This window comes from Burkholderia sp. 567, assembly GCF_040545115.1.
In the GTDB taxonomy this organism is placed as follows: Bacteria; Pseudomonadota; Gammaproteobacteria; order Burkholderiales; family Burkholderiaceae; genus Burkholderia; species Burkholderia ambifaria.
In genome coordinates this window covers 355,673-380,101 of record NZ_JBEPLG010000007.1, presented here as the reverse complement: position 1 = coordinate 380,101, position 24,429 = coordinate 355,673, and the positions used below count along the sequence as shown (strand labels likewise).

Here is a 24,429-nt window from a genome sequence, read left to right as displayed (position 1 = left end):
ACGCGCGGGGCTGGTGGGCGGCGCATGTTGCCGCCCGCCCTCGGCTCGTCTTCAATGGCGGCGCGCGCCGCTGCCGGATGCGTGGCCGCACGCCTTCGACGCGTGGCGCCGCGGTGCCACGCTCCGCCTTTCAAATCGGGAAATGCTCAGGGCTCGCGCGTCAGTCCGAGCGCGCGCGATGCAGCCGCGACGTGTCGATGACCGCGTCGGTGGCGTCCGGCGGATTCAGCCCGAGCATCTCGGCCGCCGCCATCTTCACACGCTGCGTGCCGAGATTGACGAGGCAGTCGCTGTGACTGTCCACATGGCGCTCGCAGCCCTCCTGCCGGCACGGCACGCAATCGCCCTCACCCTGCAGCAGCCACACGTTGCCGTGCCGCGCGGAGCCGCGCAGCGCCCACGGGTTTTCGGTCGGCGGCCAGTGCTGCGGCCACGGCCCCCAGCGCACCGGGTCGGACGGACCGAACAGCGCGATCGTGTCGACGCCCGTCGCGGCCGCGACGTGCGTCGCGCCCGTATCGGGCCCGATGAACAGCCGCGCGCGCCGCACGAGTTCCGCGCTTTCGCCGAACGTAAGGCGGCCCACCAGGTTCAGCACGTCGCCGCCGGCCCCGGCCGCGACCTGCTCCGCGTACTCGCGCTCGCGATCGGCCGGGCCGCCCGACAGCGCGATCGCGAAGCCCTGCGCGCGCAGCCATTCGATCATCTCGATCCAGCCTTCGAGCCGCCATTGCTTGTAGCGAAACATCGGGTACGGATGCAGCACGACGAGCGGCTTGCCGTCGCGAATGGCCGGCGACTCCGCGAGCCACGCGTCGAAACGCGCGCGCCGCGCGGGATCGTCGCCGATCCCGGGCGCAACGACCTCGGACACCGGCTCGATGCCGATCACCGGCGCGAGCGCGAGCGTGCTGACGACCGTATGCGCGGACTCGTGGTGATTGATCGCGATGCCGTTCAGCATCATCCGCGTAAGCCACGTGACACGGTTCGGATCGACGAGGCCGACGCGCTTGCGGCCGGCGAACCAGCTATAGAAGCGCGGCCGGTCGGAGCTCAGTGCCGCGCACGCGAGATCGTAGCGGCGCCACATCGACAGCGCGTCGCGCAGCCGCTCCCGGAACCCGGCGCGATGCGCGACGACGATCACGCGCCGCACGTCGGGGTTGTGCTCCAGCACGCCTTCGGTGCCGCGAAACACCAGCATGTCGATCTGCGCGTCGGGCCAGCGCGCCTTCAGCGAACGCACGAGCGGCGTCGTCAGCAGCACGTCGCCGATGCGGCGCGGTGCGGCGACGAGGATGGTTCTGGGCGGGCGGGCGGAAGAAAACAGGGACACGACGATCGTTCCGTCTAGCAGGCTGGACAAGGCTCGCAATGTACAGGATTTTGCGGCGGCAGGCGTGGCGTCGGGTGGCGGGCCGCGCGCAGCGGGACCTGCGACCACCGCGTCCCGTTTCGCCCGTTTGCTCCCCGTTTCGTGCCGCTAGCCTGCCCCCGTGTCAGCGCCGGCCGGGCGCGCTACGAAACGATCACACCGACCTCAGGCAGGACTAGCGTGACGTCCGGAAGCGGCAGCGCGCCGCCCGTCACGTCGTCGGGCTGCCCTGCCTTCTCCAACAGATGCAGCACCGCGCGCTCTACCGCGTCGATGCCGATCGCATCGACCGTCGCGCCGGCCCGCAGGATCATGTGCGGCACGCCGAGCGGATGCCAGCGCCGGTATTTCTCGGGACGGTCCTCGAACAGCGCGGCCACTGGCACGCCGAGCGCCGACGCGAGATGCACGGGCGCGCTGTCCGCCGACACGATCGCGTCGAGCAGACTCGCGGCGGCCACGAGTTCGGCCACAGACGACGGCGCGACATGCCGCGCGTTCACGTCCCGCCACGCGTCGCCGTCGGCGCCGGCGCCGGCCGACACCGCGGGATCGCGGAACACGATCACGTCGGCGAACGGCGCGAGCCGCCGGCCGAGATCGCACCATCGCTCGGCCGGCCAGCGCCGCTCCACCGCCTTGTTCGAGACGAACAGCCCGACGCGCGGCTTCGCGCGCGGCCCGAGCAGCCGATACCAGGTGTCCTGCAGCGCGCGGTCCGGATGGACGGACAGCGCGAGACCGTCGAGATCGGTACGGCCGAGTTCAGGCACGAGCCGGAATCCCGACAGCGCTTCATGGCACATCGGCCGCGACGCGACGTGTGCGGGCTTGCGATCGTCGAATTCGGAATCGGCATCGTGCCAGCGGCAATCCTTCACGCCGAGCTGTCGCGCCAACTGGATGCTGCTGCGATGCATGCCGCCGTTCGGCACGACCACGAGGTCGAACCGCAAACGGCGCAGCCGTCGCACGAGCCGCAGCCGGTCGAAGAACGCGCGCATCCGTCCGGGGCGGTCGTTGCGCTCGCACTGACGGCTGTACACATACGTATGGACCGCATGCACGTCCGGGTTGCCGTCCAGCGCGCTCGCGTTGTAGCGGTTCGCGACCACGTGCAGTTCCGCGTCCGGCCAGCGGCGTTTCAGCGCGCCGAGGAAAGCGGTCGTGCACAGCATGTCGCCCAGGAAATCAATCCGGATCACGAGGATCCGCCGCTTCGATGTCTCGTTGGCCATTGTTATCGCGTAACTGTCGATTTCTTATCGTCGCGCACCGACCGGCATCCTGACGTCCAGTGCCGTGCCGGCCTTCTCGCGTGGTCGCTCACGGCACCGCGCCGCATCGTGTGCGGCGCGCAACCGCCCCCGTTTTCAAGCGCGTGGCCGCATGCCAGCCGGTGGACGGACCACGGCCGGCGGCGAATCTGCATCGCGCGCGACGGATTGTATAGCGTCCGGATGACAGCCCCAAGCACCCGCCAAAATGAAAATGGCCCGCCACACCGCACGAAGGCGATGCGACGGGCCGCGCAAGCACCGACCGTCCGGCGGGCCGCGTTCAGTACGTGATTTCGACGACGCTGCCGTCGAACGTCGCGCGCAGCTCCGCGAGCAGCGTGTCGCTCGGCTTCACGCGCCACGCGTCGCCAAGACGCATTTCGCCCTGCGCGCGCGCGTTGCTGTAGTGAACCTGCACCGCGAGCCCGTTCGGCAGCGGCGCCTGCGGACGACGGCCGCCGTCGCGCCCGCCGCCACGCGGCACGGGCGCGTCGAACGCGGGCGCGGCCGCCGAATCGTCCTTGGACACGTGCGGTTCGAGCACGCGGCGCAGCGCCGTCGCATCCGCATTGCCGTTCATCGTGAGCCGCACCGCCTGCGCGTAGCGGCTGCGCGCACGCTCGAGATCCATCACCGTGTCGGCCGTGAAGCGCAAACCGCCGGTGAATGCGTCGTTGCGCGCCTGCCCCTGCACGATCAGCAGTTCGTCTTCCTTGAACAGCGCCTTGTTCGCCTCGAACTGCTCGTTGAAGATCGTGATCTCGCACTGGCCCGAACCGTCGTCGAGCAACGCGATCAGCATCTTGCCGCGCTGGGTCATCTGCGTGCGCAGCGACGCGATGATGCCCGCGACGAGCTTGTCGCGCCCCTCCTTCAGATCGCCGATCTTCTGCCTCACGAACCGGCGTACTTCGTCGCGATACGCGTCGAACAGGTGGCCGGACAGGTAGAAGCCGAGCGCGCCCTTCTCTTCCTGCAGGCGGCGCTTGTCGTCCCACGCGGGTTCGTCGACGAGCGCATGCGCGTGCGGCGACTCGGCGCCCATGTCGAACAGGCCGGCCTGCATCGCGTTCGCCGCGGCCTGCTCGGCCGCTTCCATCGCGAGCGGCACCGACGCGAGCATCTGCGCGCGGTTCGCGTTCAGCGAATCGAATGCGCCGGCGCGGATCAGCGCCTCGACCGTGCGGCGATTGACGACGCGCCGGTCGATCCGCTCGCAGAAGTCGAACAGGTCGGTGAACGGCTTTTCCTCGCGCGCGCGCAGGATTTCCTCGATCGCGTTCTGGCCGCTGCCCTTTACCGCGCCGAGGCCGTAGCGGATCGTGCGCGAGCGCTTGCCGTCTGCTTCGCCGACCGGCTCGAAGCGGTAATGCGACTGGTTGATGTCCGGCGGCAGCACGACGAGATTGTTCACGATGCAATCGTCGAACAGGATCTTCACCTTGTCGGTGTCGTCCATCGCGAGCGTCATGTTGGCCGCCATGAATTCGGCCGGATGGTGCGCCTTCAGCCACGCGGTGTAATACGCGAGCAATGCATAGGCCGCCGCGTGCGACTTGTTGAAGCCATAGCCCGCGAACTTCTCCATCAAGTCGAAGATCTCGTCGGACTTCTCGCGCGTGAGGCCGTTCTTCGCCGCACCCTCGGCGAAGATCTCGCGATGCTTGACCATCTCCTCGGGCTTCTTCTTGCCCATCGCGCGACGCAGCAAGTCGGCGCCGCCGAGCGAGTAGCCGCCGATGATCTGCGCCATCTGCATCACCTGCTCCTGATAGACCATGATGCCGTAGGTCTCTTTCAGGACGGGCTCGACGCGCGGATCCGGATACTCGACCTTCTCGCGGCCGTGCTTGCGTGCGCAAAAGCTCGGGATCAGGTCCATCGGGCCCGGACGGTACAACGACACGAGCGCGATGATGTCCTCGAAGCGGTCGGGCTGCGCGTCCTTCAGCATGCCCTGCATCCCGCGGCTTTCCAGCTGGAACACCGCGACCGTGTTGGCCTTCTTCAGGATCTGGAACGACGCGGGATCGTCGAGCGGCACCTGCGCGAGCGACCAGTCGGCCTTCGACGCATCGAGGCGGCGGATGTAGCGCTCAGCCCAGTCGAGGATCGTCAGTGTCGTGAGACCCAGAAAGTCGAACTTCACGAGGCCGACGGCTTCGACGTCGTCCTTGTCGTACTGGCTGACGACGCCGCCGTCGTCGCCCTGCGTGTACAGCGGGCAGAAATCGGTCAGCTTGCCGGGCGCGATCAGCACGCCGCCCGCGTGCATCCCGACGTTACGCGTCAGCCCCTCGACGCGCTGCGCGAGGTCGAGCAGCTGGTGCACTTCGTCCTCGTGGTCGTAGCGCTCCTGCAGTTGCGGCTCTTCCTTCATCGCGTCGGCGATCGTCACGTGCTTGCCCGGCTTGAACGGGATCAGCTTCGCGATGCCGTCGGTGAACATGTAGCCGAGATCGAGCACGCGGCCGATGTCGCGCACGGCCGCCTTCGCGGCCATCGTGCCGAAGGTGGCGATCTGCGACACGGCGTCCGCGCCGTATTTTTCCTTCACGTACTGGATCACGCGATCGCGGCCGTGCTGGCAGAAGTCGATGTCGAAGTCGGGCATCGACACGCGTTCCGGATTCAGGAATCGCTCGAACAGCAGGTTGTAGCGCAGCGGATCCAGATCGGTGATGCCGAGCGCGTACGCGACCAGCGAGCCGGCGCCCGAGCCGCGGCCCGGGCCGACCGGCACGCCGTTGTTCTTCGCCCAGTTGATGAAGTCGGCAACGATCAGGAAGTAGCCCGGGAAGCCCATCTTCGTGATGGTCCCGCACTCGAATTCGAGCCGCTTGTAGTACGTGTCGCGCTGCGCGTCACGCTCGGCCGTATCCGGAAACAGCTGTTCGAGGCGCTTCTCGAGCCCCTCCTTCGACAGCTGGACCAGGTAATCGTCGAGCGACATGCCGTCCGGCGTCGGGAACAGCGGCAGCTTCGGCTTGCCGAGCTCGAGCTTCAGGTTGCAGCGCTTCGCGATCTCGATCGTGTTCGCGACCGCCGAGGGGAGATCGGCGAACAGCGCGACCATCTCGTCCTGCGTGCGGAAGTACTGATCGGTCGTGAAGCGCTTCTGGCGCCGCGGATTCGCGAGCATGTCGCCTTCCGAGATGCACACGCGCGCTTCGTGCGCGGTGAAATCGTCGTCGGTCATGAACTGCGTCGGATGCGTCGCGACGACCGGCAGACCGAGCGACGCGGCGAGCGTCGCGGCCTGCTGGATGTACGCCTCGGCGCCCGGCTGGCCGTAACGCTGCAGCTCGATGTAGAAACCGCCCGGGAACACCTTCGCCCAGCGCTCGGCATGACGGCGCGCGGCTTCCTCGTTACCAGCCGCGAACGCGAGCCCGATATCGCCCTGCTGCGCGCCCGACAGCGCCAGCAGCCCTTGCGACAGCTCGCCGTCGAGCCAGCTCGCGTCGAGCTCCGCGCGGCCGCGGTACTGGTTCGTGAGCCATGCCTTCGACAGCAGCTCGCACAGGTTCAGGTAACCGACCTTGTCCTTCACCAGCAGCAGCAGGCGCGACGGTTTGTCGCGATCGTCCGGATTGGTGATCCAGACGTCGCAGCCGGCGATCGGCTTGATGCCCTTGCCGCGGGCTTCCTGGTAGAAACGGACGAGGCCGAATGCGTTGCCGAGATCGGTGAGGGCGAGCGCACCCTGGCCGTCCGCGGCCGCCGCCTTGACGATGTCGTCGAGACGCACGATGCCGTCGGCAATCGAGAATTCGGAGTGAACGCGAAGATGGACGAAGCGAGGATCTGACATGGGCGTTATTGTAGCCGCGTCGTCGCGCAGGCTGCCCAAAAAATCCCCTCGCCCGGCCGTTCGGCCGATGCATGCGATGCTGGCCGAACGGTCGGGTGCCGGCGCATGCGCAGTTTGCGGGATAATACGGGTTTTCGAATCTTCGCCCCGGCTTCGCACCCTTTTTTGCGGGGCCGCCGTGCGCCCCGGCGCACGGCCGCGGCCGTTTCCCGTCGGACCATCATGACCATCGTCAACCTCGCCGCCTACCACTTCGTGTCGATCGACGCGACCGAGCAATGGCGCCCCCTCGTCACCGCCCGCTGCAACGAACTCGGCCTGCGCGGCACGATCCTGCTCGCGCCGGAAGGCATCAACCTGTTCATCGCCGGCCCGCGCGAAGCGACCGACGCGTTCATCGACTACATCCGCCACGATCCGCTGTTCGAAGGCAAGTTCGCGACGCTGCAGTTCAAGGAGAGCCTGTCCGACTCGCAGCCGTTCCGCCGGATGCTCGTGCGCCTGAAGCGCGAGATCATCACGATGAAGAAGCCCGCGATCAAGCCCGAGCTCGGCCGCGCGCCGTCGGTCGATGCACGCACGCTGAAGGCGTGGCTCGACCGCGGCCACGACGACGCCGGCCGCCCGGTCGTGATGCTCGACACGCGCAATGCGTTCGAAGTGGACGTCGGCACGTTCGACGGCGCGCTCGACTACCGGATCGACAAGTTCAGCGAGTTCCCTGAAGTGATCGACGCGAACCGCGCCGATCTCGAGGGCAGGACGGTCGTGTCGTTCTGCACCGGCGGGATCCGTTGCGAGAAGGCGGCGATCCACATGAAGGAAATCGGCATCGACAACGTGTACCAGCTCGAGGGCGGGATCCTGAAGTATTTCGAGGAAGTCGGCGGCGCGCACTATCACGGCGACTGCTTCGTGTTCGACTACCGCACCGCGCTGAACCCGCAACTGCAGCCGACCGAGAACGTCACGTGCTTCGCGTGCCGCGCGGTCGTCACGCCGGAAGCGCAACAATCGCCGAGCTACGTGCCCGGCAAGTCGTGCCCGGCCTGCGCGCAGGCAGCCAGCGCCGCGTAAGCGCGCGTTGCGCCGTGCTCCGATGAACGGCTATCGCGGCCGCTTCGCGCCGTCGCCCACCGGCCCGCTGCATTTCGGCTCGCTGGTCGGTGCGCTCGCGAGCTGGCTCGATGCGCGCGCGCACGGCGGCGCGTGGCTCGTGCGCATCGAGGACATCGATGGCCCGCGCACGGTGCCCGGCGCCGCCGACGACATCCTCGCGACGCTCGCGCATTTCGGCATGACGCCCGACGAGCCGCCCGTGTGGCAAAGCACGCGCGACGCCGAGTATGCGGCCGCGCTCGAACGGCTCGTCGCCGCGGGGCGCGTCTATCCGTGCGGCTGCACACGCAAGGAAATCGCCGATTCGCTGCGCGCCGCGCATGAGCGCCACACGACGCTCGCGTACCCGGGCACCTGCCGCACCGGCCTGCACGGCAAGCCCGCGCGCGCGTGGCGGCTGCGCGTGCCGGACGGCGACGATGCGATCGTCACGTTCGACGACCGCTGGCAGCACACGCAAACGCAGAACCTCGCGACCGAAGTCGGCGATTTCGTGCTGAAGCGCGCGGACGGCCAATGGGCGTATCAGCTCGCGGTCGTGGTCGACGATGCCGACGCGGGTATCACGCACGTCGTGCGGGGCGCCGACCTCCTCGATTCGACCGCGCGCCAGATCTACCTGCAGCGCTGTCTCGGCGTGCCGACACCCGCCTATCTGCACGTGCCCGTCGTCGTCGACGCGAACGGCGAAAAGCTCAGCAAGCAGACGGGCGCGATCGCGCTCGAACGCGACGATCCGCTGCCGGCGCTGCGGGCCGCCGCCGCACATCTCGGCCTGGCGGTCGACGGCGATCCAGCAGGCGATACGATGGATGCGTTCTACGCGGCCGCGACCGACGCGTGGGCGCGTCGCTTCGGACAGCGCGCCGATTGAATCGGGCGCGGGACACCGGTCCGTGCCGACCGTGTTCCTGCATCCGGCAGCGCCGAATCCGGTGGCACGAGGCAGCACGCCCGCTGACCACAACGCACCGGAGCGTCACCCGGACTACGCCCGCCCCGCGCGGCACGTCACGGCCCCCACCTCCCCGCAATCCGCTCGCCCAATAAAAAACGGGCACATGCTCATCGCATGCACCCGTTTCCGCGGCAGCGCTCGCGCGCCGCACCAACTGCTTGAACCGCCCGCTTACGCCGACGGCTTGCGTGGCATCCCGAAGCCGCCGAGCAGCGCGGCGACCTGACGCTTCGGCCCCTTCTTCTCGTGCTGCTGCGCGGACTGCGTCTCTTCCGGCTGCGTCGCCGGCATCGACGGTTCGTACGGCTTCAGGAAGAAATCGTCGACCGGCGCCTCGTGGCGACGATGATGGCCGCTACGCTCGGACCCACCCGAACGACGCGCCGACGCACCGCGATGCTCGTCGCGCTCGCGACGGCCGCCGCGTTCACCACCGCGTTCGCCGCTGCGCTCCCCGGCACGCTCGCCGCCGCGCTCGTCGTGACGATGACGCGACGGCTTGTCGAGCGCGAGCGTCTGCACCTCGAGCGGACGCTTGATCAGCTTTTCGATATCGGCCAGCTGCTTGCGCTCGTTCGGGCTGCACAGCGACAGCGCATCGCCCGTCGCGCCCGCGCGGCCCGTGCGGCCGATCCGGTGCACGTAGTCTTCCGCGTTGAACGGCAGGTCGAAGTTGATCACGGCCGGCAGTTCGGCGATGTCGAGACCGCGCGCGGCCACGTCGGTCGCGACCAGCGCCTCGATCTCGCCGCGCTTGAACGCGTCGAGCGCCTGCATCCGCTCGAGCTGCGACTTGTCGCCGTGGATCGCCGACGCGACCACGCCGTCGCGCTCGAGATTGCGCGCCAGCCGGCTCGCGCCGATCTTGCTGTTGCAGAACACGAGCACCTGCTTGAGCCCGCGATCGCGCAACAGCTGCACGACGGCCCCGTGCTTGTCGCCTTCGGCGACGTCGTAGACGATCTGCGTGACGTTCGCGTTGGTCGAGTTGCTGCGCGCGACCTCGATCGTCTGCGGGTTGCGCAGGTAGGTCGATGCGAGCTTCTTGATTTCGGGCGAGAAGGTGGCCGAGAACAGCAGCGTCTGGCGCTCCTTCGGCAGCAGGTTCAGGATGCGCTGCAGGTCGGGCAGGAAGCCCATGTCGAGCATCCGGTCGGCTTCGTCGAGCACGAGGATCTGGACCTGACCGAGGTTCGCCGTCTTTTGCTGCACGTGGTCGAGCAGGCGGCCCGGCGTCGCGATCAGGATCTCGACGCCGCGGCGCAGCTCGGCCATCTGCGGATTCATGTCGACGCCGCCGAACACGACCGCGCTGCGCAGCGACGTGTGCTTCGCATACGCGTGCACGTTCGCGGCGACCTGGTCGGCGAGCTCGCGGGTCGGCGTGAGGATCAGCGCGCGCACCGGGTGGCGCGCCGGGGACGCGCTCGTGCTGGCCTGCGGCAGCAGCCGCTGGATGATCGGCAGCGAGAAGCTCGCGGTCTTGCCGGTACCCGTTTGCGCGGCGCCCATGACGTCGCGGCCGGCGAGCACGACCGGAATGGCCTGCGCCTGGATCGGCGTCGGCGTCGTATAACCCTGCTCCGCAATGGCTTTCAGGATATCGGCGGCAAGGCCGAATTGATCGAAGGTTGCGTCGACTGGCTTGGCGACAGAATCGGACATGGTGGCGTTTCGCTCAAAAGGCGCGGCGGGGACATCGTGCGTCAGGCCCGCCGGGCCTGCGCTCATCACAATTCGGAAGTAGACGGAGCCGCGGCGCGCCGCGCGGCGCCGCTCTGGCGCTCGGGACCGGTTCGATTCGAACAACGGGCACCACAGGCCGTGCGGACTCCGTTCGGCGCGAATGCCGGCGGAAAGGGCCGTATTGTAGCACTGCCCGGCCATCTGTCCGTGACAACACCGAGAACGGCCTTGGGTGGCGGTTCGCGGCGTGCGCCGGGAGGCTGGCCGCGGCCGATGTGGCGGGAGATCGGGCTATCCCGAGCGGCCGATGGTTGCCATTCGGGGCCGGATCGCAGGCGTATTGATCGGGAAAATCACCGTGCAGCCGGCGAGGCCCCGGGGGCCGCCCGATCTGCCGTCCGGTTGAGGAAGCGCCCCGGGCGGCCGAGCCGGGCGAGCCGGTCGCAGCGCGATCCGCTCACCCGCATCGCGTACCCAATTGCGTCCGGCTCTCAGCCCTTCTTCTTTTTCTTCTTCTCGACCTGCCTGCAGTCGCCCAGCAGCGGTGCCGCATTCTGGTCGGCGATCTCGTCGCGCAGCGTCCCTTCCCTGCCCTTCGTCCACCACGTATAGCGCCCGGCCTGGTAACGCGCGCCCGACGCCGATACGGTGTCCACGAACAACAACTGCTGCCCGTTGACCGGCACCAGCGCGAAGCTCTGGCCGTTGGCCGCGCGCCAGTACGACACGCGTACCGGCTGCTTCACGTTCGCGCACTGATAGACGGTCTGCTCGCGCGCATCGGCGTCGATTTCCTCGACGGTCAGTTGCGCAGCATGCGCGACGGAGACGGCGGAGCCGACCAGCGCGAGCGCGACGAAGGTTTGGCGAATCATGCAGATCCTTTCACGAGACGGGTGGAAGCGCGCCCTCGCGGAACGCACGGTTATCGTTGGCGATTGATCAAGGGGCCGAGAGGAGGACGAGGGTTCGGCCGCTCAGGGATCGATGACGTCGGCGCACGCGTCGGTCGGCGCGGCCGCGACATGGCCGACGAGCGGCACGATCTTCAGCCCTGCCGATGCGATCCGGCACGGTGCGGCCGCGACGCCGCACCCCGCGAGACTCGCGACCAGCGCCAGCGCGGCGCCCAGCCTGCCGATTCGTCCGATCCACCGCCGTGTCGATGTCATCGCGCGCGCCTCGTCTCGTCAGCGTGCCGACACGGGTCGCACGGCCGCCGCGGCGCGCTTCGCGCGTTCGCGGGCTTCGTCGACGCTCGCGCCGGTCGCGAGGGCGACGCCCATGCGCCGCTTCGCAAAGCTTTCCGGTTTGCCGAACAGGCGCAGGTCGGCGCCCGGCACGGCCAGCGCGTCGCGCACGCCCTCGAACGCGATGCCGCGCTCGTCGAGCCCGCCGTAGATCACCGCCGACGCGGCCGGCGAACCGAGCGTCGGATCGACCGGCAGCCCGAGAATCGCACGAGCGTGCAGCTCGAACTCCGACTGACGCTGCGACGCGAGCGTGACGAGGCCGGTGTCGTGCGGCCGCGGGCTCACCTCGGAGAACCAGACGTCGTCGCCGCGCACGAACAGCTCGACGCCGAACAATCCGCGCCCGCCGAGCGCCTCGGTCACCTTGTGCGCAATCTCGCGCGACCTTTCCAGCGCGAGCGCGCTCATCGGCTGCGGCTGCCACGATTCGACGTAGTCGCCCGCCACCTGCACGTGGCCGACCGGCTCGCAGAAGTAGGTGCGCGTCTCGAGCGTCGCCGGGTCGATCGCGCGCACGGTCAGCTGCGTGATCTCGTATTCGAAATCGATGAAGCCCTCGACGATCACGCGGCCGTGGTTCACGCGGCCGCCCGCCATCGCGTAGTCCCACGCGGGCTTCACGTCGGCTTCGGTCCGCACGACCGACTGCCCCTTGCCCGACGACGACATCACGGGCTTCACGACGCACGGCATGCCGATCTTCGCGACGGCCGCGCTGAATGCGTCGAACGATTCCGCGAACGCGTACGGCGACGTCGCGAGCCCGAGCTCCTCGGCCGCGAGCCGGCGGATGCCTTCGCGGTTCATCGTGAGCTGCGTCGCGCGCGCGGTGGGGATCACCTCGGCCAGGCCGGCTGCCTCGATCGCGGCGAGCGCGTCGGTCGCGATCGCCTCGATCTCCGGCACGATCAGGTGCGGACGCTCGGCCTCGACGACCGCGCGCAGCGCGGCGGCGTCGGTCATGTCGATCACGTGCGCGCGATGCGCGACCTGGTGGCCGGGCGCGTCCGGATAGCGGTCGACCGCGACGACTTCGACGCCGAGCCGCTGCAACGCGATGATGACTTCCTTGCCGAGTTCGCCCGCGCCGAGCAGCATGACGCGCGTGGCCGAGGGAGAAAGCGGCGTACCGAGCCGCTGACCGATCTGCATGTGATTTCCCGCTGGTTCTGTTGGAGGACGAAAACGGCTTCGATGTTAACACGCGCACCGGCGCCGGTTTGGCCGCTTTCGTCGCGCCGTCGCGCCGCTGCCCCGCCGCGCGCGGCCCTCAGGCGGGATGCGAACGTTTTCACGCGCGAAGTGTCGGCTCGCCTCGCGCGGGGCGGGTGCGTTACTCTTACGCCTTGTTCAGAATCCGATGAGGAACGAGGCTCATGTCCCACTTGTCCGCCGCCGCACGCGCTCGCACCGGTCTGCTTCGCCCGTTGCGCGCGTCGCTCTGCGCGTTGACGCTTGCCACGCTTCTCGCCGCCTGCGCGATGCCGACCCACCCCGATTCCGCCGCCCCCGCACCCGACCCGTACAACCCGGCCGCCGTCCAGCTGCTCGACGACACGAGCTGGGAGCTCACGAGCTGGCTGAACGCCGACGGCACGTCGCGCACGATTCCGCACGGCGACAACGGCGAGCCGATCAAGCTCGCGCTGTCCACCGAATCGGGCATCCGGCGCGCCAGCGGCTTTTCGGGCTGCAACCGTTACATGGGCACCTATGCGCTGAAGAACGGTCTGCTGAGCTTCGGGCCGCTCGCCGGCACGCGCATGGCGTGCCCAAACGCGCTCGGCGGCCAGCTCGAGCACGCGTACCTCGATGCGCTCGCGCACATCGCAAAGACCGGCGTGCAGATGCGCGAGCCGCAGCAACTGCAGATCGTGACCGAAGCCGGCGCGACGCTGACCTTCACGCGCCGGAGCCCCTGATGCAGCGCGCGGGCGAAGGCCGGCCGGCCGCCTTCACCACGCGCGGAACCCGGACGCATCCGTCCCGCGGCGTGGAAGCGCACCGCTGCCTTCATGCTGCATTAGAGTCCTGTTCGTCGGCCGGTTAAACTCGGCGGGTCGCGCACCGCGCTCCCCGCCCTCTTCCTGTTTCATCAAAGCATGCACACGGTTGTCTTCGGCTGGTTCGGCATCTCCGCCGTCTGGTTCCTCCTTCTGTTCTGGCGTCTCGTTCAGGCGATGCTGCCCGGTGGCGGCGGCCTCGCCGGCCGCGGCTCGATTCGCCTGTGGCTGGGCTTCGCGGCCGTGTTCGTCGCGAGCTGCGCACTGACGAGCCCGTTGTCGGGCCCCGACACGAACGCGCTCGGCCACGCGTTCTCGAACGGCTTCGCGCACGTGCTCGGCCCGATCGGCACGCCGGTCGCGATGGTCGTGCTGTTCTTCGCGGGCCTGCCGTGGCTGTCCGGCATCGGCTGGCGGCAGTTCGCCGCGTGGGTCGACACGTCGTTCGGCGTCAAGCTCGCGCGCGACGTCGACGACGACGATGTGCGCGGCGTCGCCGATCTGCCGCGCAGCGCGCTGCACCGCGACGACGACCTCGTGCAGCCGACGACCGCCCATACCGTCAACTCGATGGCGCCGCGGCAGAACGGCCGGTATTCGCGCCCGACGGTGTGGAAACCCGATCCGCAGGCCCGGCCGAAGCCGCGCAGCAAGCCAGCGCCGCGTCCGCTCGCGGAGCCGGTCGCGCCGTCGGGCTGGCTGAAGCCGACGCCGGCCAGCCGGATGCCGGCACCGCCCGCACCCGGCACGGCGAGCGCCATGCCGCCCCCGACGACCGGCAGCACCGCCAGCCTCGCGCGCGCCGCCGCGAACGCACAAGTCCCGCGCCCCAGTCCGGCTCCGCTGCCGGCCGGGTTCGAGCCCGTTCGGCCGCAACCGACCGCCGCGCGACCGGCCACGGCTGCGCTGAAGCAGCCGGCCGCACCGCGCACCGCGGTCACGCCGCGTCCGGTTGGCGCGCCGCCGCCGCGCACACCGGCGCGACCGGTGACGGGAGCCGGCGCCGGTGCCGGCGGCCAGTCGCAGGATGCTGCGCGCCGCCGCCCCGCGCCACCGGCGCCGGCACGCGCGCCGCTCTATGCTTGGGTGCAACAGCCCGCGGAGCCGATCACGCCCGCGCCGAGCGTTCACGACACGCTGCGCTCCATCGAAGCCAGCACCGCGCAGTGGGCGGCGCTGGATGGCGTGAGTCCGACCGATGCGTCGCCGGCGACGGCCGCTGCAGCTACCGCGGCAACCGTGGCCGGCACGGTTGCTGCCGCGGGCAGTGCGGCCGCGGCTGCATCGACCGCATCGACCGCATCGACGACATCGACGGCCGTACCGGCTGGCGTCGTTCAGGATGTGCGTCAGTTCGCACCTCACGACGCAGGCCGTCCGGATGCGCACGAAGCTGCGTCGGCATACGACGATAACGCACCGATCGTGCTGGATGCGTTCATGCCGGCCGAGCCGACCGTGCGCGCGCCTGCTGTTGATGCGGTTGATGTTATTGATACCGGCACCTCGACGTTCAGTGACGCCGCGCGATATGCCATGTCGGATTCCGCCGTCGAGACCGACGCGCCGACGCGTCATGCGGACAGCGAGCATCCGCACGGTGTCGGTGTCGATGTCCCTGCCGCGCCGGCATTCGATGCGCCGATCGACTTTGCTCCGTGGGAAGACATCGTCAGCTCACCGGTTTCCGGACTCGGCGAATCACAGCAGAGTCCGATTGCTGCGCCGCTGTCTGCCACGCGTGAGCCGTTGGCGGCACACGCGGCTGCCGAAGCGCCTGCGGCCGCCGTCACACCGACGGCAAGCGATACGGGTCACCGCGTCGAGGCAAAGGACGCGGCCACGGCCGCCGGGATCGTCGGCCAGTTCCAGCCGCAATCCGCGCCTCCTGCCGATACCGGCGTATCGGTCGAGGCGAAACAACACACACACGCAACCCTGGACGACGTGAAGTCCGTCCAGCAGGTCGCGCCGGGCACTCCCCTCCCCGCTTCGTCGATCGCGGCAACGCCGATGCGTCAGACCGCCGACGCAATGCCCGTCGCGGCAGCGACGACGGCGCCCTTTGCCGCGTCGAATACCACACTGGCCGACACCGTTACGGGAACGGTCTGGAAGGCTCCGGAAAAACATACTGGCGAAACCGCGCCCTTGTCCGCAGACACGCAACGCGCGACGCCTGCGTCAGCATCTGCGTCTTCTGCGTCGACCTTTGCAAGCGCTGAACCCGCGTCCGTCGATTCCGCTGCGCCCACGTCGTGGTCGAAACCGCTGTCCGCTGAACCCTTCGTCGCCGCGCAGACGACCCCGGTAGCTGGCACGCCGTCGCACATCGGCACCACCCCCGGTTCCGCAGCGCCGGCACCGGCGAACACGTCGAACAGCACGCCGCTCGCCGCCACGCCTTCGTTTGCCGGCATGACGAACACGGCCTCCGGTTCGCTGTCGCAACCGGCCGCATCCGCCGCATCCGCCGCATCCGCCGCATCCGCCGCATCGGTCGCGGCGTCCGCAGTGGGCGCTTCCGGCCCGACCACGGCGCCGTCTTCCGTATCCGCACCGTTCGCAGCGGCCGCGCCCTCTGCGCCCTCTGCGCCCTCTGCGCCCTCTGCGACCTCTGCGACCTCTGCGACCTCTGCGCCCCCCGCGACCTCTGCGCCCCCCGCGACCTCTGCGCCCCCCGCGACCTCTGCGACCGCGACCTCCTCGACGGGCGCCTCGGGCATGCCCGCCGCGCAACCTGCTGCGACAGCGCCGACCGTGACGGCGTCCTCGCAAACTGCATCGACCGTGACGGCCTCCTCGGCACCTGCATCGACCGGCGCGTCCTTCAACGCAGCCGCCTCGCAACCGGCGGCAAGCACGCCGGTGTCGCCTGCCGCCGCGTCGGGTAGCGCATTTACCGCGACGTCGAGCGCGTCGGCCACGCCTTCAGCAGCACCGTCGAGCCGCATGCCCGATGCTTCGGCGGTCGGTCAACCGTCCATGTCGCCTGCCGCAGCGCAGACGGCAACCGGCGGCACCGCGCCCGCCGCTGCCGCTGCCGTTACCACCTTCCCGGCATCGTCTTCCAGCGCACTCGCCCCGATGACCCCGATCGCGGCCGCTTCGCCCGCCGCATTCGGCGGCACGCCAGTTTCGACGAGCGGCGCGCTTGCCTCCGTCGCCGCAACAACTCCCACCGCGACGGCACCGGCCACGCCCCCGACTTCCGCGAACCCGTCGGCGTCGGCATCGCCGATCGTCTCCGTTCCGGGCGCCGCCTCCATCGACGCGTCGACACCGACGCCACCGATCGCGCCCACCCCGGCGCCGCAGCCCCAGCCGTTCACCGCCGCGCCGGCTCCTGCTGCCGCGCCATCGAGCTGGGCGATGCCCGGCGCCGGCGCAACGCCCACAACGACCGGCACCGCGATCCCGACCGCCACGACCGCGCCGCTCCCGACCGCAACGCTTCCCGCGGCCACCCTGCAGCCTGCAGCCGAACCCGCCGCACTCGCGGAACCGGGCACCCCGGCCCCCGACGCGCCCGCCGCACCCGAACGCCCGCCGCGTCCGAACGCATTCGAATTCCACGCGCCCGCGTCGTTCAACGTCGAACTGCCGACGCTCGATCTTCTCGAGCCCGCGTCCTTCGACGTCGAACCGATCACCGAGGAACATCTCGCGCAGACGGCCCAGGTGATCGAACAGCGCCTGCAGGAGTTCAAGGTGCCGGTGACGGTGGTCGGCGCATCGGCGGGCCCGGTGATCACGCGCTTCGAGATCGAACCCGCACTCGGCGTGCGCGGCAGCCAGATCGTCGGCCTGATGAAGGACCTGTCGCGCGGCCTCGGCCTCACGTCGATCCGCGTCGTCGAGACGATTCCCGGCAAGACCTGCATGGGCCTCGAACTGCCGAACGCGAAACGCCAGATGATCCGCCTGTCGGAGATCCTCGAATCGCGCCAGTACCAGCATTCGACGTCGCAGCTGACGATCGCGATGGGCAAGGACATCACCGGCCACCCGGTCGTCACCGATCTCGCGAAGGCGCCGCACATGCTGGTCGCCGGCACGACGGGCTCCGGCAAGTCGGTCGCGATCAACGCGATGATCCTGTCGCTGCTGTACAAGGCGACGCCCGAGGACGTGCGGCTGATCATGATCGACCCGAAGATGCTCGAGCTGTCGGTCTACGAAGGCATCCCGCACCTGCTCGCGCCGGTCGTCACGGACATGAAGCTCGCGGCGAACGCGCTGAACTGGTGCGTCGGCGAAATGGAGAAGCGCTACCGGCTGATGTCGGCCGTCGGCGTGCGCAACCTCGCGGGCTTCAACCAGAAGATCCGCGACGCGGAAGCGAAGGAAAAGAAGATCGGCAACCCGTTCTCGCTGACGCCCGAAGATCCCGAGCCGCTGTCGAAGCTGCCGCTGATCGTCGTCGTGATCGACGAGCTGGCCGACCTGATGATGGTCGCCGGCAAGAAGATCGAGGAGCTGATCGCCCGTCTCGCGCAAAAGGCGCGCGCGGCCGGCATCCACCTGATCCTCGCGACGCAGCGCCCGTCCGTCGACGTGATCACCGGCCTCATCAAGGCCAACATTCCGACGCGCGTCGCGTTCCAGGTGTCGTCGAAGATCGACTCGCGCACGATCCTCGACCAGATGGGCGCCGAATCGCTGCTCGGCCAGGGCGACATGCTGTTCCTGCCGCCGGGCACCGGCTACCCGCAGCGCGTGCACGGCGCGTTCGTCGCCGACGAGGAAGTGCATCGGATCGTCGAATACCTGAAGCAGTTCGGCGAGCCGCAGTACGAGGAAGGGATTCTCGACGGCCCCGCCGCCGACGGTGCGACGCAGGACCTGTTCGGCGACGCGCCGGATGCGGAAGCCGATCCGCTGTACGACGAAGCGGTCGCGTTCGTCGTGCGCACGCGGCGCGCGTCGATCTCGTCGGTGCAGCGTCAGCTGCGCATCGGCTACAACCGCGCCGCGCGCCTCGTCGAGCAGATGGAAGCGGCCGGACTCGTGTCGGCGATGGGTATCAACGGCAGCCGCGAGGTGCTCGTGCCGGCCGCGGCCGACTGAGCATGGCGGCCGCATGGCCGCCGACGATCGATATGGGCGCCCCGCGCAAGCGGCCGCCCGACACGGAAAGGGCGCTGCCTCGGCAGCGCCCTTCGTGCATTTACTGCGCCACCGGCACCAGCTTGAAGTCGACCGGGCTGCCGAGCGCCACCTTCTGCGGATTCGCGCCGAGCTGCCCCGTTTCGACATCGCGGCTGAACACGTAGAACGTGTCGCTGTCCTGGTTGCCGACGATCAGCCATTTGCCAGTCGGATCGATCAGGAATTCACGCGGCGTCTTGCCGAGGCTCGACTGACGGCCGACGGTCTTCAGTCGTCCATCCGTCTGGTTCACCGCGTAGATCACGATCTCGTTCACGTCGCCGCGGTTGGTCACGTACAGGAAGCGGCCGTCCGGCGACAGATGGATCGCGCCGCCGCCGACCTTGCCCTTGAAGCCCGGCACCGTCATCCGCAGCGTCTGAACCGGCGTCAGCTTGCCGTCGTGGTAGCCGAACACCTCGACCGATGCATTGAGTTCGCTCGTCACGTATGCGAACCGGCCGTCGGCGCCGAACACCATGTGACGCGGGCCGGAGCCGGTCTTCACGGGCGTGTAGCGCGTGTCGGTCGGGCTGATCAGCCCGCGGCTGCCGTCCACCGTGTAGCGGTAGCCGTAGAGCTTGTCCGCGCCGAGATCCTGCACGAACAGGTAGCGGCCATCGGGCGAGAACACCGTCGAGTGCACGTGCGCGCCGTCCTGGCGGCCCTTCACGGGCCCCGTGCCTTCGTGGTGCACGGTCAGCACGGCCGGACCGACCGAGCCGCCGTCGCGGGTCGGGAACACCGCGAAGCTGCCGCCCGGATCGGCCGCGACCGAGTAGTTCGCCGTGACGAGGTACTTGCCGTCCGGCGACAGCGCGAGATAGCACGGGTCGTTCCCTTCCGACGACACGCGGTCGATGAATGTGAGCGCACCCGTTTTCGGATCGAAGCCGAACGCGCTGATGCCGCCGCGCTGCGTGGCCGGTCCGTTGTCGCCGGGCAGTTCGTTGACCGCGTAGACGGTGCGACCGTCGCGGCTTGGCAACAGATAGGACGGATTTACCGTCTTCGCCGACGACACGGGCGCGACGCTGCCCGTTTTCGTATCGAAGCGGTACACATAGATGCCGTCGCTGCCGCGCCCCGTATAGGTGCCGACGAGCAGGTGGAAGGCGCCGTCGGCCGGTGCCGGCGATTGTTGTGCAAAGCTGGAGGTCGCGGACAAGGAAAGCACGAGCGCGAAACCTTTCATCCAGTGAGCGAGCCTAAGCGGGAACCCTCGTGTCGAAGCGCGTGCGTCATGCTCGCGTAAACGGTTGGGCATTGAATCCTCCTTGCATCGAGTCGCTTCAAGTGTTGAGATAGGACGAAACGCCGGCCGTTCCTGCGCTCCGCCGCCCGGCCGAGTATACGGGGCGCGACGCCGACACGTGAAGCCCGGGCGCCGCAGCCTGCATTGTGAACTCGAATAACCCAAGGACCGCTTGCCCATGCCCGCCTTGATCGAAGACTACGCCCTCGTCGGCGACGGACACACCGCCGCGCTGATTTCGAAAGACGGCTCCGTCGACTGGCTGTGCTGGCCCCGCTTCGATTCGGGTGCCTGTTTCGCGGCGCTGGTCGGCACGCCCGAGCACGGCCGCTGGCTGCTCGCGCCGGCCGCCGACGCCGCGATCACGCACACGTCACGCCGCTACCGCGGCGACACGCTGATTCTCGAAACCGACTACGAAAGCGCCGACGGCGCCGTGACCGTGATCGACTTCATGCCGCCCGGCAATGGCTGGTCGGAACTCGTGCGGATCGTCGTCGGCCGGCACGGCACGATGAAGATGCGCATGGAGCTGGTGTTGCGCTTCGACTACGGTTTCTCGATCCCGTGGGTCACGCAGCTGTCACGCGAGAACGGGGTGAAAGCAATCGCCGGACCCGATACGGTCGTGCTGCGCACGCCGGTCGAACTCACCGGCAAGAACCTGCACACGCTCGCCGAATTCACGGTGAGCGCCGACGAGCGCATCCCGTTCTCGCTTGGCTACGCGGCGTCCCACCTGCGGCTGCCGCCCGCGCGCGATCCGCTGTCGATGCTCGCGCGCACCGAGAACTACTGGCTCGAATGGTCGGGGCGCTGCCAGGTACAGGGCCGCTACGCGGCCGCCGTGCGCCGCTCGCTGATCACGCTGAAGGCGCTCGCATACGAGCCGACCGGCGGCATCGTCGCGGCGCCCACCACGTCGCTGCCCGAGAAGATCGGCGGCAACCGCAACTGGGACTATCGCTATTGCTGGCTGCGCGATGCGACGATCACGCTGCTCGCGCTGATGCGCGGCGGCTACTACGACGAGGCGCGCGCGTGGCGCACGTGGCTCGGCCGCGTGATGGCCGGCTCGCCCGAGCAGATCCAGATCATGTACGGGATCGCCGGCGAGCGCCGGCTGCCGGAAATGGAGCTCGACTGGCTGCCCGGCTATCAGGATTCGAAACCGGTGCGCGTGGGCAACGGCGCCGCCAACCAGCTGCAGCTCGACGTGTTCGGCGAGATCATGGCCGCGCTGCATCTCGCGCGCGTGGGCGGCCTGCAGGCCGACGACACGGTCTGGTCCGTGCAATGCGCGCTGCTCGATCATCTCGAGAAGATCTGGCAGGAGCCGGATGAAGGCATCTGGGAAACGCGCGGCGGACGCCGTCATTTCACGTTCTCGAAGGTGATGGCGTGGGTCGCGTTCGACCGCGCGATCAAGTCGGCGGAGATGTTCCGGCTGCCCGGCTCGCTCGACCGCTGGCGCGCGCTGCGCGACCGGATCCACGCTGATGTATGCGACAACGCATGGCATGAAGGCAAGCAGTCGTTTGCACAAAGCTACGGCAGCGACGAGCTCGACGCGAGCGTGCTGCTGATGCCGCTGCTCGGTTTCTTGCCGCCGGAAGACCCGCGCATCGTCGGCACGGTCGAGGCGATCGAGCGGGAATTGCTGCACGACGGGCTCGTGATGCGCTACCGCACGACCGAATACGACGACGGCCTGCCGCCCGGCGAAGGCACGTTTCTCGCATGCAGCTTCTGGCTGGTCGACAATTACGCGCTGCTCGGCCGGATCGACGACGCGCACCGGCTGTTCAGCCGGCTGCTCGCGCTGTCCAACGACCTCGGGCTGCTTGCCGAGGAATACGATCCGGTCGAAGGCCGGCTCGTCGGCAATTTCCCGCAGGCGTTTTCGCACGTGGCGCTGGTGCATACGGCGATGAACCTCATGCACCACGAAGATGCAATGGCGCGCGCGGCGGGCCAGCCGGCCCCGGCCCCGGCCCCGGCCATGGCGACGGGGCGCTGACCGGCGGCGGCGCGGCTTCTTCAGAGATCGTCAATTCGCAAAAATTTGATGAAAAAACGGGGAAATGTTGCATTGCAACATTCATCGTTGTCCGATATGATCAACTCGATTGTCCGGCCGCACTGCAATATGGCCGGTCGCTGACCCACACGGCACGCCGCGACGCACCACACCGCCCCTGCGCACCGTCCCCCAAGCGGGAGTAGTCTGCATGCTTTACCAACTGCACGAATTCCAGCGGGCCATGCTGAGCCCGCTCACGGCCTGGGCCCAGGCCGCCTCCAAGTCGTTCGCCAATCCGTCCAGCCCGTTCTCGCTGATGCCCGGCGCGACGCGGATGGCGGCTGCTTACGAGCTGATGTACCGGCTCGGCAAGGATTACGAAAAGCCCGAGTTCAACCTGCACCAGATCGTCAAGGACGGCCACAACATCCCGATCGTCGAGCAGACGATCGTCGAGAAGCCGTTCTGCCGGCTGCTGCGCTTCAAGCGCTATTCGGACGATGCCGACGCCGTCACGCAACTGAAGGACGAGCCGGTCGTGCTGGTCTGCGCGCCGCTGTCGGGCCACCATTCGACGCTGCTGCGCGATACCGTGCGCACGCTGCTGCAGGATCACAAGGTGTACATCACCGACTGGATCGACGCGCGGATGGTGCCGGTCGAGGTCGGCCCGTTCCACCTGCACGACTACGTCGCGTACATCCAGGAATTCATTCGTCACATCGGCGCGCGCAACCTGCACGTGATCTCCGTGTGCCAGCCGACGGTGCCGGTGCTCGCGGCGATCTCGCTGATGGCGAGCCGCGGCGAAGACACCCCGCTCACGATGACGATGATGGGCGGCCCGATCGACGCGCGCCGCAGCCCGACCTCGGTGAACTCGCTCGCGACGCAGCACTCGACCTCGTGGTTCGAAAACAACGTGATCCACACGGTGCCCGCGAATTATCCGGGCGAAGGCCGCCACGTGTATCCGGGCTTCCTGCAGCACACGGGCTTCGTCGCGATGAACCCGGAGCGCCACGCGCAATCGCACTGGGATTTCTACCAGAGCCTGCTGCGCGGCGACGAGGAAGACGCCGAAGCGCACCGCCAGTTCTACGACGAATACAACGCGGTGCTCGACATGGCCGCCGAGTACTACCTCGAGACGATCCGCGTCGTGTTCCAGGAATTCCGGCTCGCGGAAGGCACGTGGGATGTCGAAGGCGAGCGCGTGCGCCCGCAGGACATCAAGCACACCGCGCTGATGACGATCGAGGGCGAGCTCGACGACATCTCGGGCAGCGGCCAGACGCACGTGGCGCACGAGCTGTGCACGGGCATCCCGCAGGACGATCGCCGCAGCCTGACCGCGGAGAAGTGCGGTCACTACGGGATCTTCTCGGGCCGCCGCTGGCGCACGATCATCTACCCGCAACTGCGCGACTTCATCCGCGAGCATGCGCCGGAACCGAAGAACGGCATGGCGAAGACGCCTGCCGAGGCGCCGGTCACGACGACGCTCTCCGCCGTGCCGTCCAGCAAGCAGCCCGAAACGACGCGCGCCACCGTCGCGAAACGCGTGCGCGCGAAGGCACCGGCCGCGACGGTTGCTCCCGCCAGGACGGCAGCCGCGAAGGCCGCGCCTGCCGCGAAAAGCGCGGGCAGCACGCGGGCTAAAGCCCTTCGCGCGCGCAAGGCCGCCTGACACGCCGCATTCCGACGCAAAAACGCCGCCGTGGCTTGTGGGCACGGCGGCGTTTTCTTATGCAGCGGGCGGCCGCGAGCGGGCCGCGCATCGGCGCACGGCTCAGCGTCGCAGCAGATACGCGAGCAGCACCTCGGTGTTCATCCTGACCATCTCCGCACGTTCGTCGGCGTCGCTGAAGTCGCGTCCGAGCGTCGCCGCGAGCGTGAAGCGGTTCGACACGATGTAGTAGCCGAGCCCTGACAGCGTCACGTAGAAGTGCAGCGGATCGACGTCGCCGCGGAACAGCCCGGCCTTCTGGCCGCGCATCAACACGTTGCCGAGCTTCGCGACGATCGGCGACATCATCTCGCGGATCCGCGTCGACTTGTGCAGGTAGCGCGCTTCGTGCAGGTTCTCGTTGTTGATGAGCCGCAGCAGCTCAGGATGATCGCGGTAGTAATCCCAGATGAAATGCGCGAGCCGCGTGACGGCTTCGACGGGTGCGACGCCATCGAGATCCAGCACGCGCTCCGCCTCGGTCAGCGCGGAGAACGCGTGCTCGAGCACGGCCGTAAACAGCTGCTCCTTGCTGCCGAAGTAGTAATAGAGCATGCGCTCGTTGGTTTCGGCCCGGCGTGCGATCTGATCGACGCGTGCGCCGAACAGCCCTCCACTCGCGAACTCTTCGGCTGCCGCCATCAAAATGCGACGGCGCGTACCTTCAGGATCTCTTTTGATTTTTGGCTGATTCATGTGGCGTTTTGCTATGTGAGCCGCGTGATCCGGACCGGCACCCCCACCGCCTCGGCGCCGGCCGCCCTGGAACGGGCGCACCAC

At 68.6% G+C, this 24,429-nt stretch carries 15 protein-coding genes; 6 read left to right on the top strand and 9 right to left on the bottom strand.

Annotation, left to right across the window (positions count from 1 at the left end; translation table 11 throughout):
* Positions 1-160 precede the first annotated feature (160 nt).
* From ABIC50_RS22095 to dnaE, 3 genes are all read right to left on the bottom strand, one after another.
* On the bottom strand, positions 161-1,339 hold the full coding sequence (locus tag ABIC50_RS22095) for a glycosyltransferase family 9 protein (RefSeq protein ID WP_354166822.1): 1,179 nt from the start codon (positions 1,337-1,339) through the stop codon (positions 161-163).
* Between the two features lie 182 nt (positions 1,340-1,521).
* On the bottom strand, positions 1,522-2,616 hold the full coding sequence (locus tag ABIC50_RS22090) for a glycosyltransferase family 9 protein (RefSeq protein WP_354166819.1): 1,095 nt from the start codon (positions 2,614-2,616) through the stop codon (positions 1,522-1,524).
* Between the two features lie 322 nt (positions 2,617-2,938).
* Positions 2,939-6,472, bottom strand: coding sequence for a DNA polymerase III subunit alpha (dnaE, locus tag ABIC50_RS22085; RefSeq protein WP_354166817.1), 3,534 nt, complete (start codon positions 6,470-6,472; stop codon positions 2,939-2,941).
* 222 nt (positions 6,473-6,694) lie between these two features.
* Between dnaE and ABIC50_RS22080 the strand changes: the two genes are divergently transcribed.
* Together ABIC50_RS22080 and gluQRS are read left to right on the top strand one after the other, a co-directional pair.
* Positions 6,695-7,549 carry a sulfurtransferase gene (locus ABIC50_RS22080; RefSeq protein WP_011657537.1) on the top strand — a complete coding sequence of 285 codons (855 nt, stop codon included), beginning with the start codon at positions 6,695-6,697 and terminating at the stop codon, positions 7,547-7,549.
* 22 nt (positions 7,550-7,571) lie between these two features.
* Positions 7,572-8,465 (top strand): tRNA glutamyl-Q(34) synthetase GluQRS, encoded by an 894-nt coding sequence (gene gluQRS / locus ABIC50_RS22075; RefSeq protein WP_354166815.1) that lies wholly within the window; start codon positions 7,572-7,574, stop codon positions 8,463-8,465.
* Between the two features lie 255 nt (positions 8,466-8,720).
* On the opposite strand, the gene ABIC50_RS22070 is transcribed toward gluQRS, so the two are convergent.
* The 4 genes from ABIC50_RS22070 to purT all read right to left on the bottom strand — a co-directional run bounded on the left by ABIC50_RS22070 (position 8,721) and on the right by purT (position 12,640).
* The gene (locus ABIC50_RS22070; RefSeq protein ID WP_471685989.1) at positions 8,721-10,214 is read right to left on the bottom strand and encodes a DEAD/DEAH box helicase; all 1,494 of its coding nucleotides are present in this window, start codon (positions 10,212-10,214) and stop codon (positions 8,721-8,723) included.
* Positions 10,215-10,726: 512 nt separating this feature from the next.
* Complete coding sequence (locus tag ABIC50_RS22065; protein ID WP_175708907.1) at positions 10,727-11,110, bottom strand: MliC family protein; 384 nt, start codon at positions 11,108-11,110, stop codon at positions 10,727-10,729.
* A 102-nt stretch (positions 11,111-11,212) separates the two neighbouring features.
* Complete coding sequence (locus ABIC50_RS22060; RefSeq protein WP_175708908.1) at positions 11,213-11,407, bottom strand: DUF6726 family protein; 195 nt, start codon at positions 11,405-11,407, stop codon at positions 11,213-11,215.
* Positions 11,408-11,425: 18 nt separating this feature from the next.
* Entirely contained in the window at positions 11,426-12,640 is a 1,215-nt protein-coding gene (gene purT / locus ABIC50_RS22055; RefSeq protein WP_175708909.1) for a formate-dependent phosphoribosylglycinamide formyltransferase, read from the bottom strand.
* Positions 12,641-12,864: 224 nt separating this feature from the next.
* Between purT and ABIC50_RS22050 the strand changes: the two genes are divergently transcribed.
* Both ABIC50_RS22050 and ABIC50_RS22040 read left to right on the top strand, forming a co-directional pair.
* Complete coding sequence (locus tag ABIC50_RS22050) at positions 12,865-13,410, top strand: META domain-containing protein (protein WP_175708910.1); 546 nt, start codon at positions 12,865-12,867, stop codon at positions 13,408-13,410.
* 180 nt (positions 13,411-13,590) lie between these two features.
* A complete protein-coding gene (locus tag ABIC50_RS22040; RefSeq protein WP_502913490.1) occupies positions 13,591-18,561 on the top strand; it encodes an FtsK/SpoIIIE family DNA translocase in 4,971 nt (1,656 codons plus the stop codon).
* Positions 18,562-18,661: 100 nt separating this feature from the next.
* On the opposite strand, the gene ABIC50_RS22035 is transcribed toward ABIC50_RS22040, so the two are convergent.
* Positions 18,662-19,909, bottom strand: a complete 1,248-nt coding sequence (locus ABIC50_RS22035) for a lactonase family protein (RefSeq protein WP_354166810.1) — start codon at positions 19,907-19,909, stop codon at positions 18,662-18,664.
* 166 nt (positions 19,910-20,075) lie between these two features.
* Between ABIC50_RS22035 and ABIC50_RS22030 the strand changes: the two genes are divergently transcribed.
* Both ABIC50_RS22030 and ABIC50_RS22025 read left to right on the top strand, forming a co-directional pair.
* Entirely contained in the window at positions 20,076-21,917 is a 1,842-nt protein-coding gene (locus ABIC50_RS22030) for a glycoside hydrolase family 15 protein (RefSeq protein WP_354166808.1), read from the top strand.
* A gap of 211 nt (positions 21,918-22,128) precedes the next feature.
* The gene (locus ABIC50_RS22025) at positions 22,129-23,610 is read left to right on the top strand and encodes a polyhydroxyalkanoate depolymerase (RefSeq protein ID WP_175739540.1); all 1,482 of its coding nucleotides are present in this window, start codon (positions 22,129-22,131) and stop codon (positions 23,608-23,610) included.
* A gap of 102 nt (positions 23,611-23,712) precedes the next feature.
* Here ABIC50_RS22025 and ABIC50_RS22020 read toward each other — a convergent pair whose 3' ends face one another.
* On the bottom strand, positions 23,713-24,345 hold the full coding sequence (locus tag ABIC50_RS22020) for a TetR/AcrR family transcriptional regulator (RefSeq protein ID WP_011657546.1): 633 nt from the start codon (positions 24,343-24,345) through the stop codon (positions 23,713-23,715).
* Positions 24,346-24,429 lie beyond the last annotated feature (84 nt).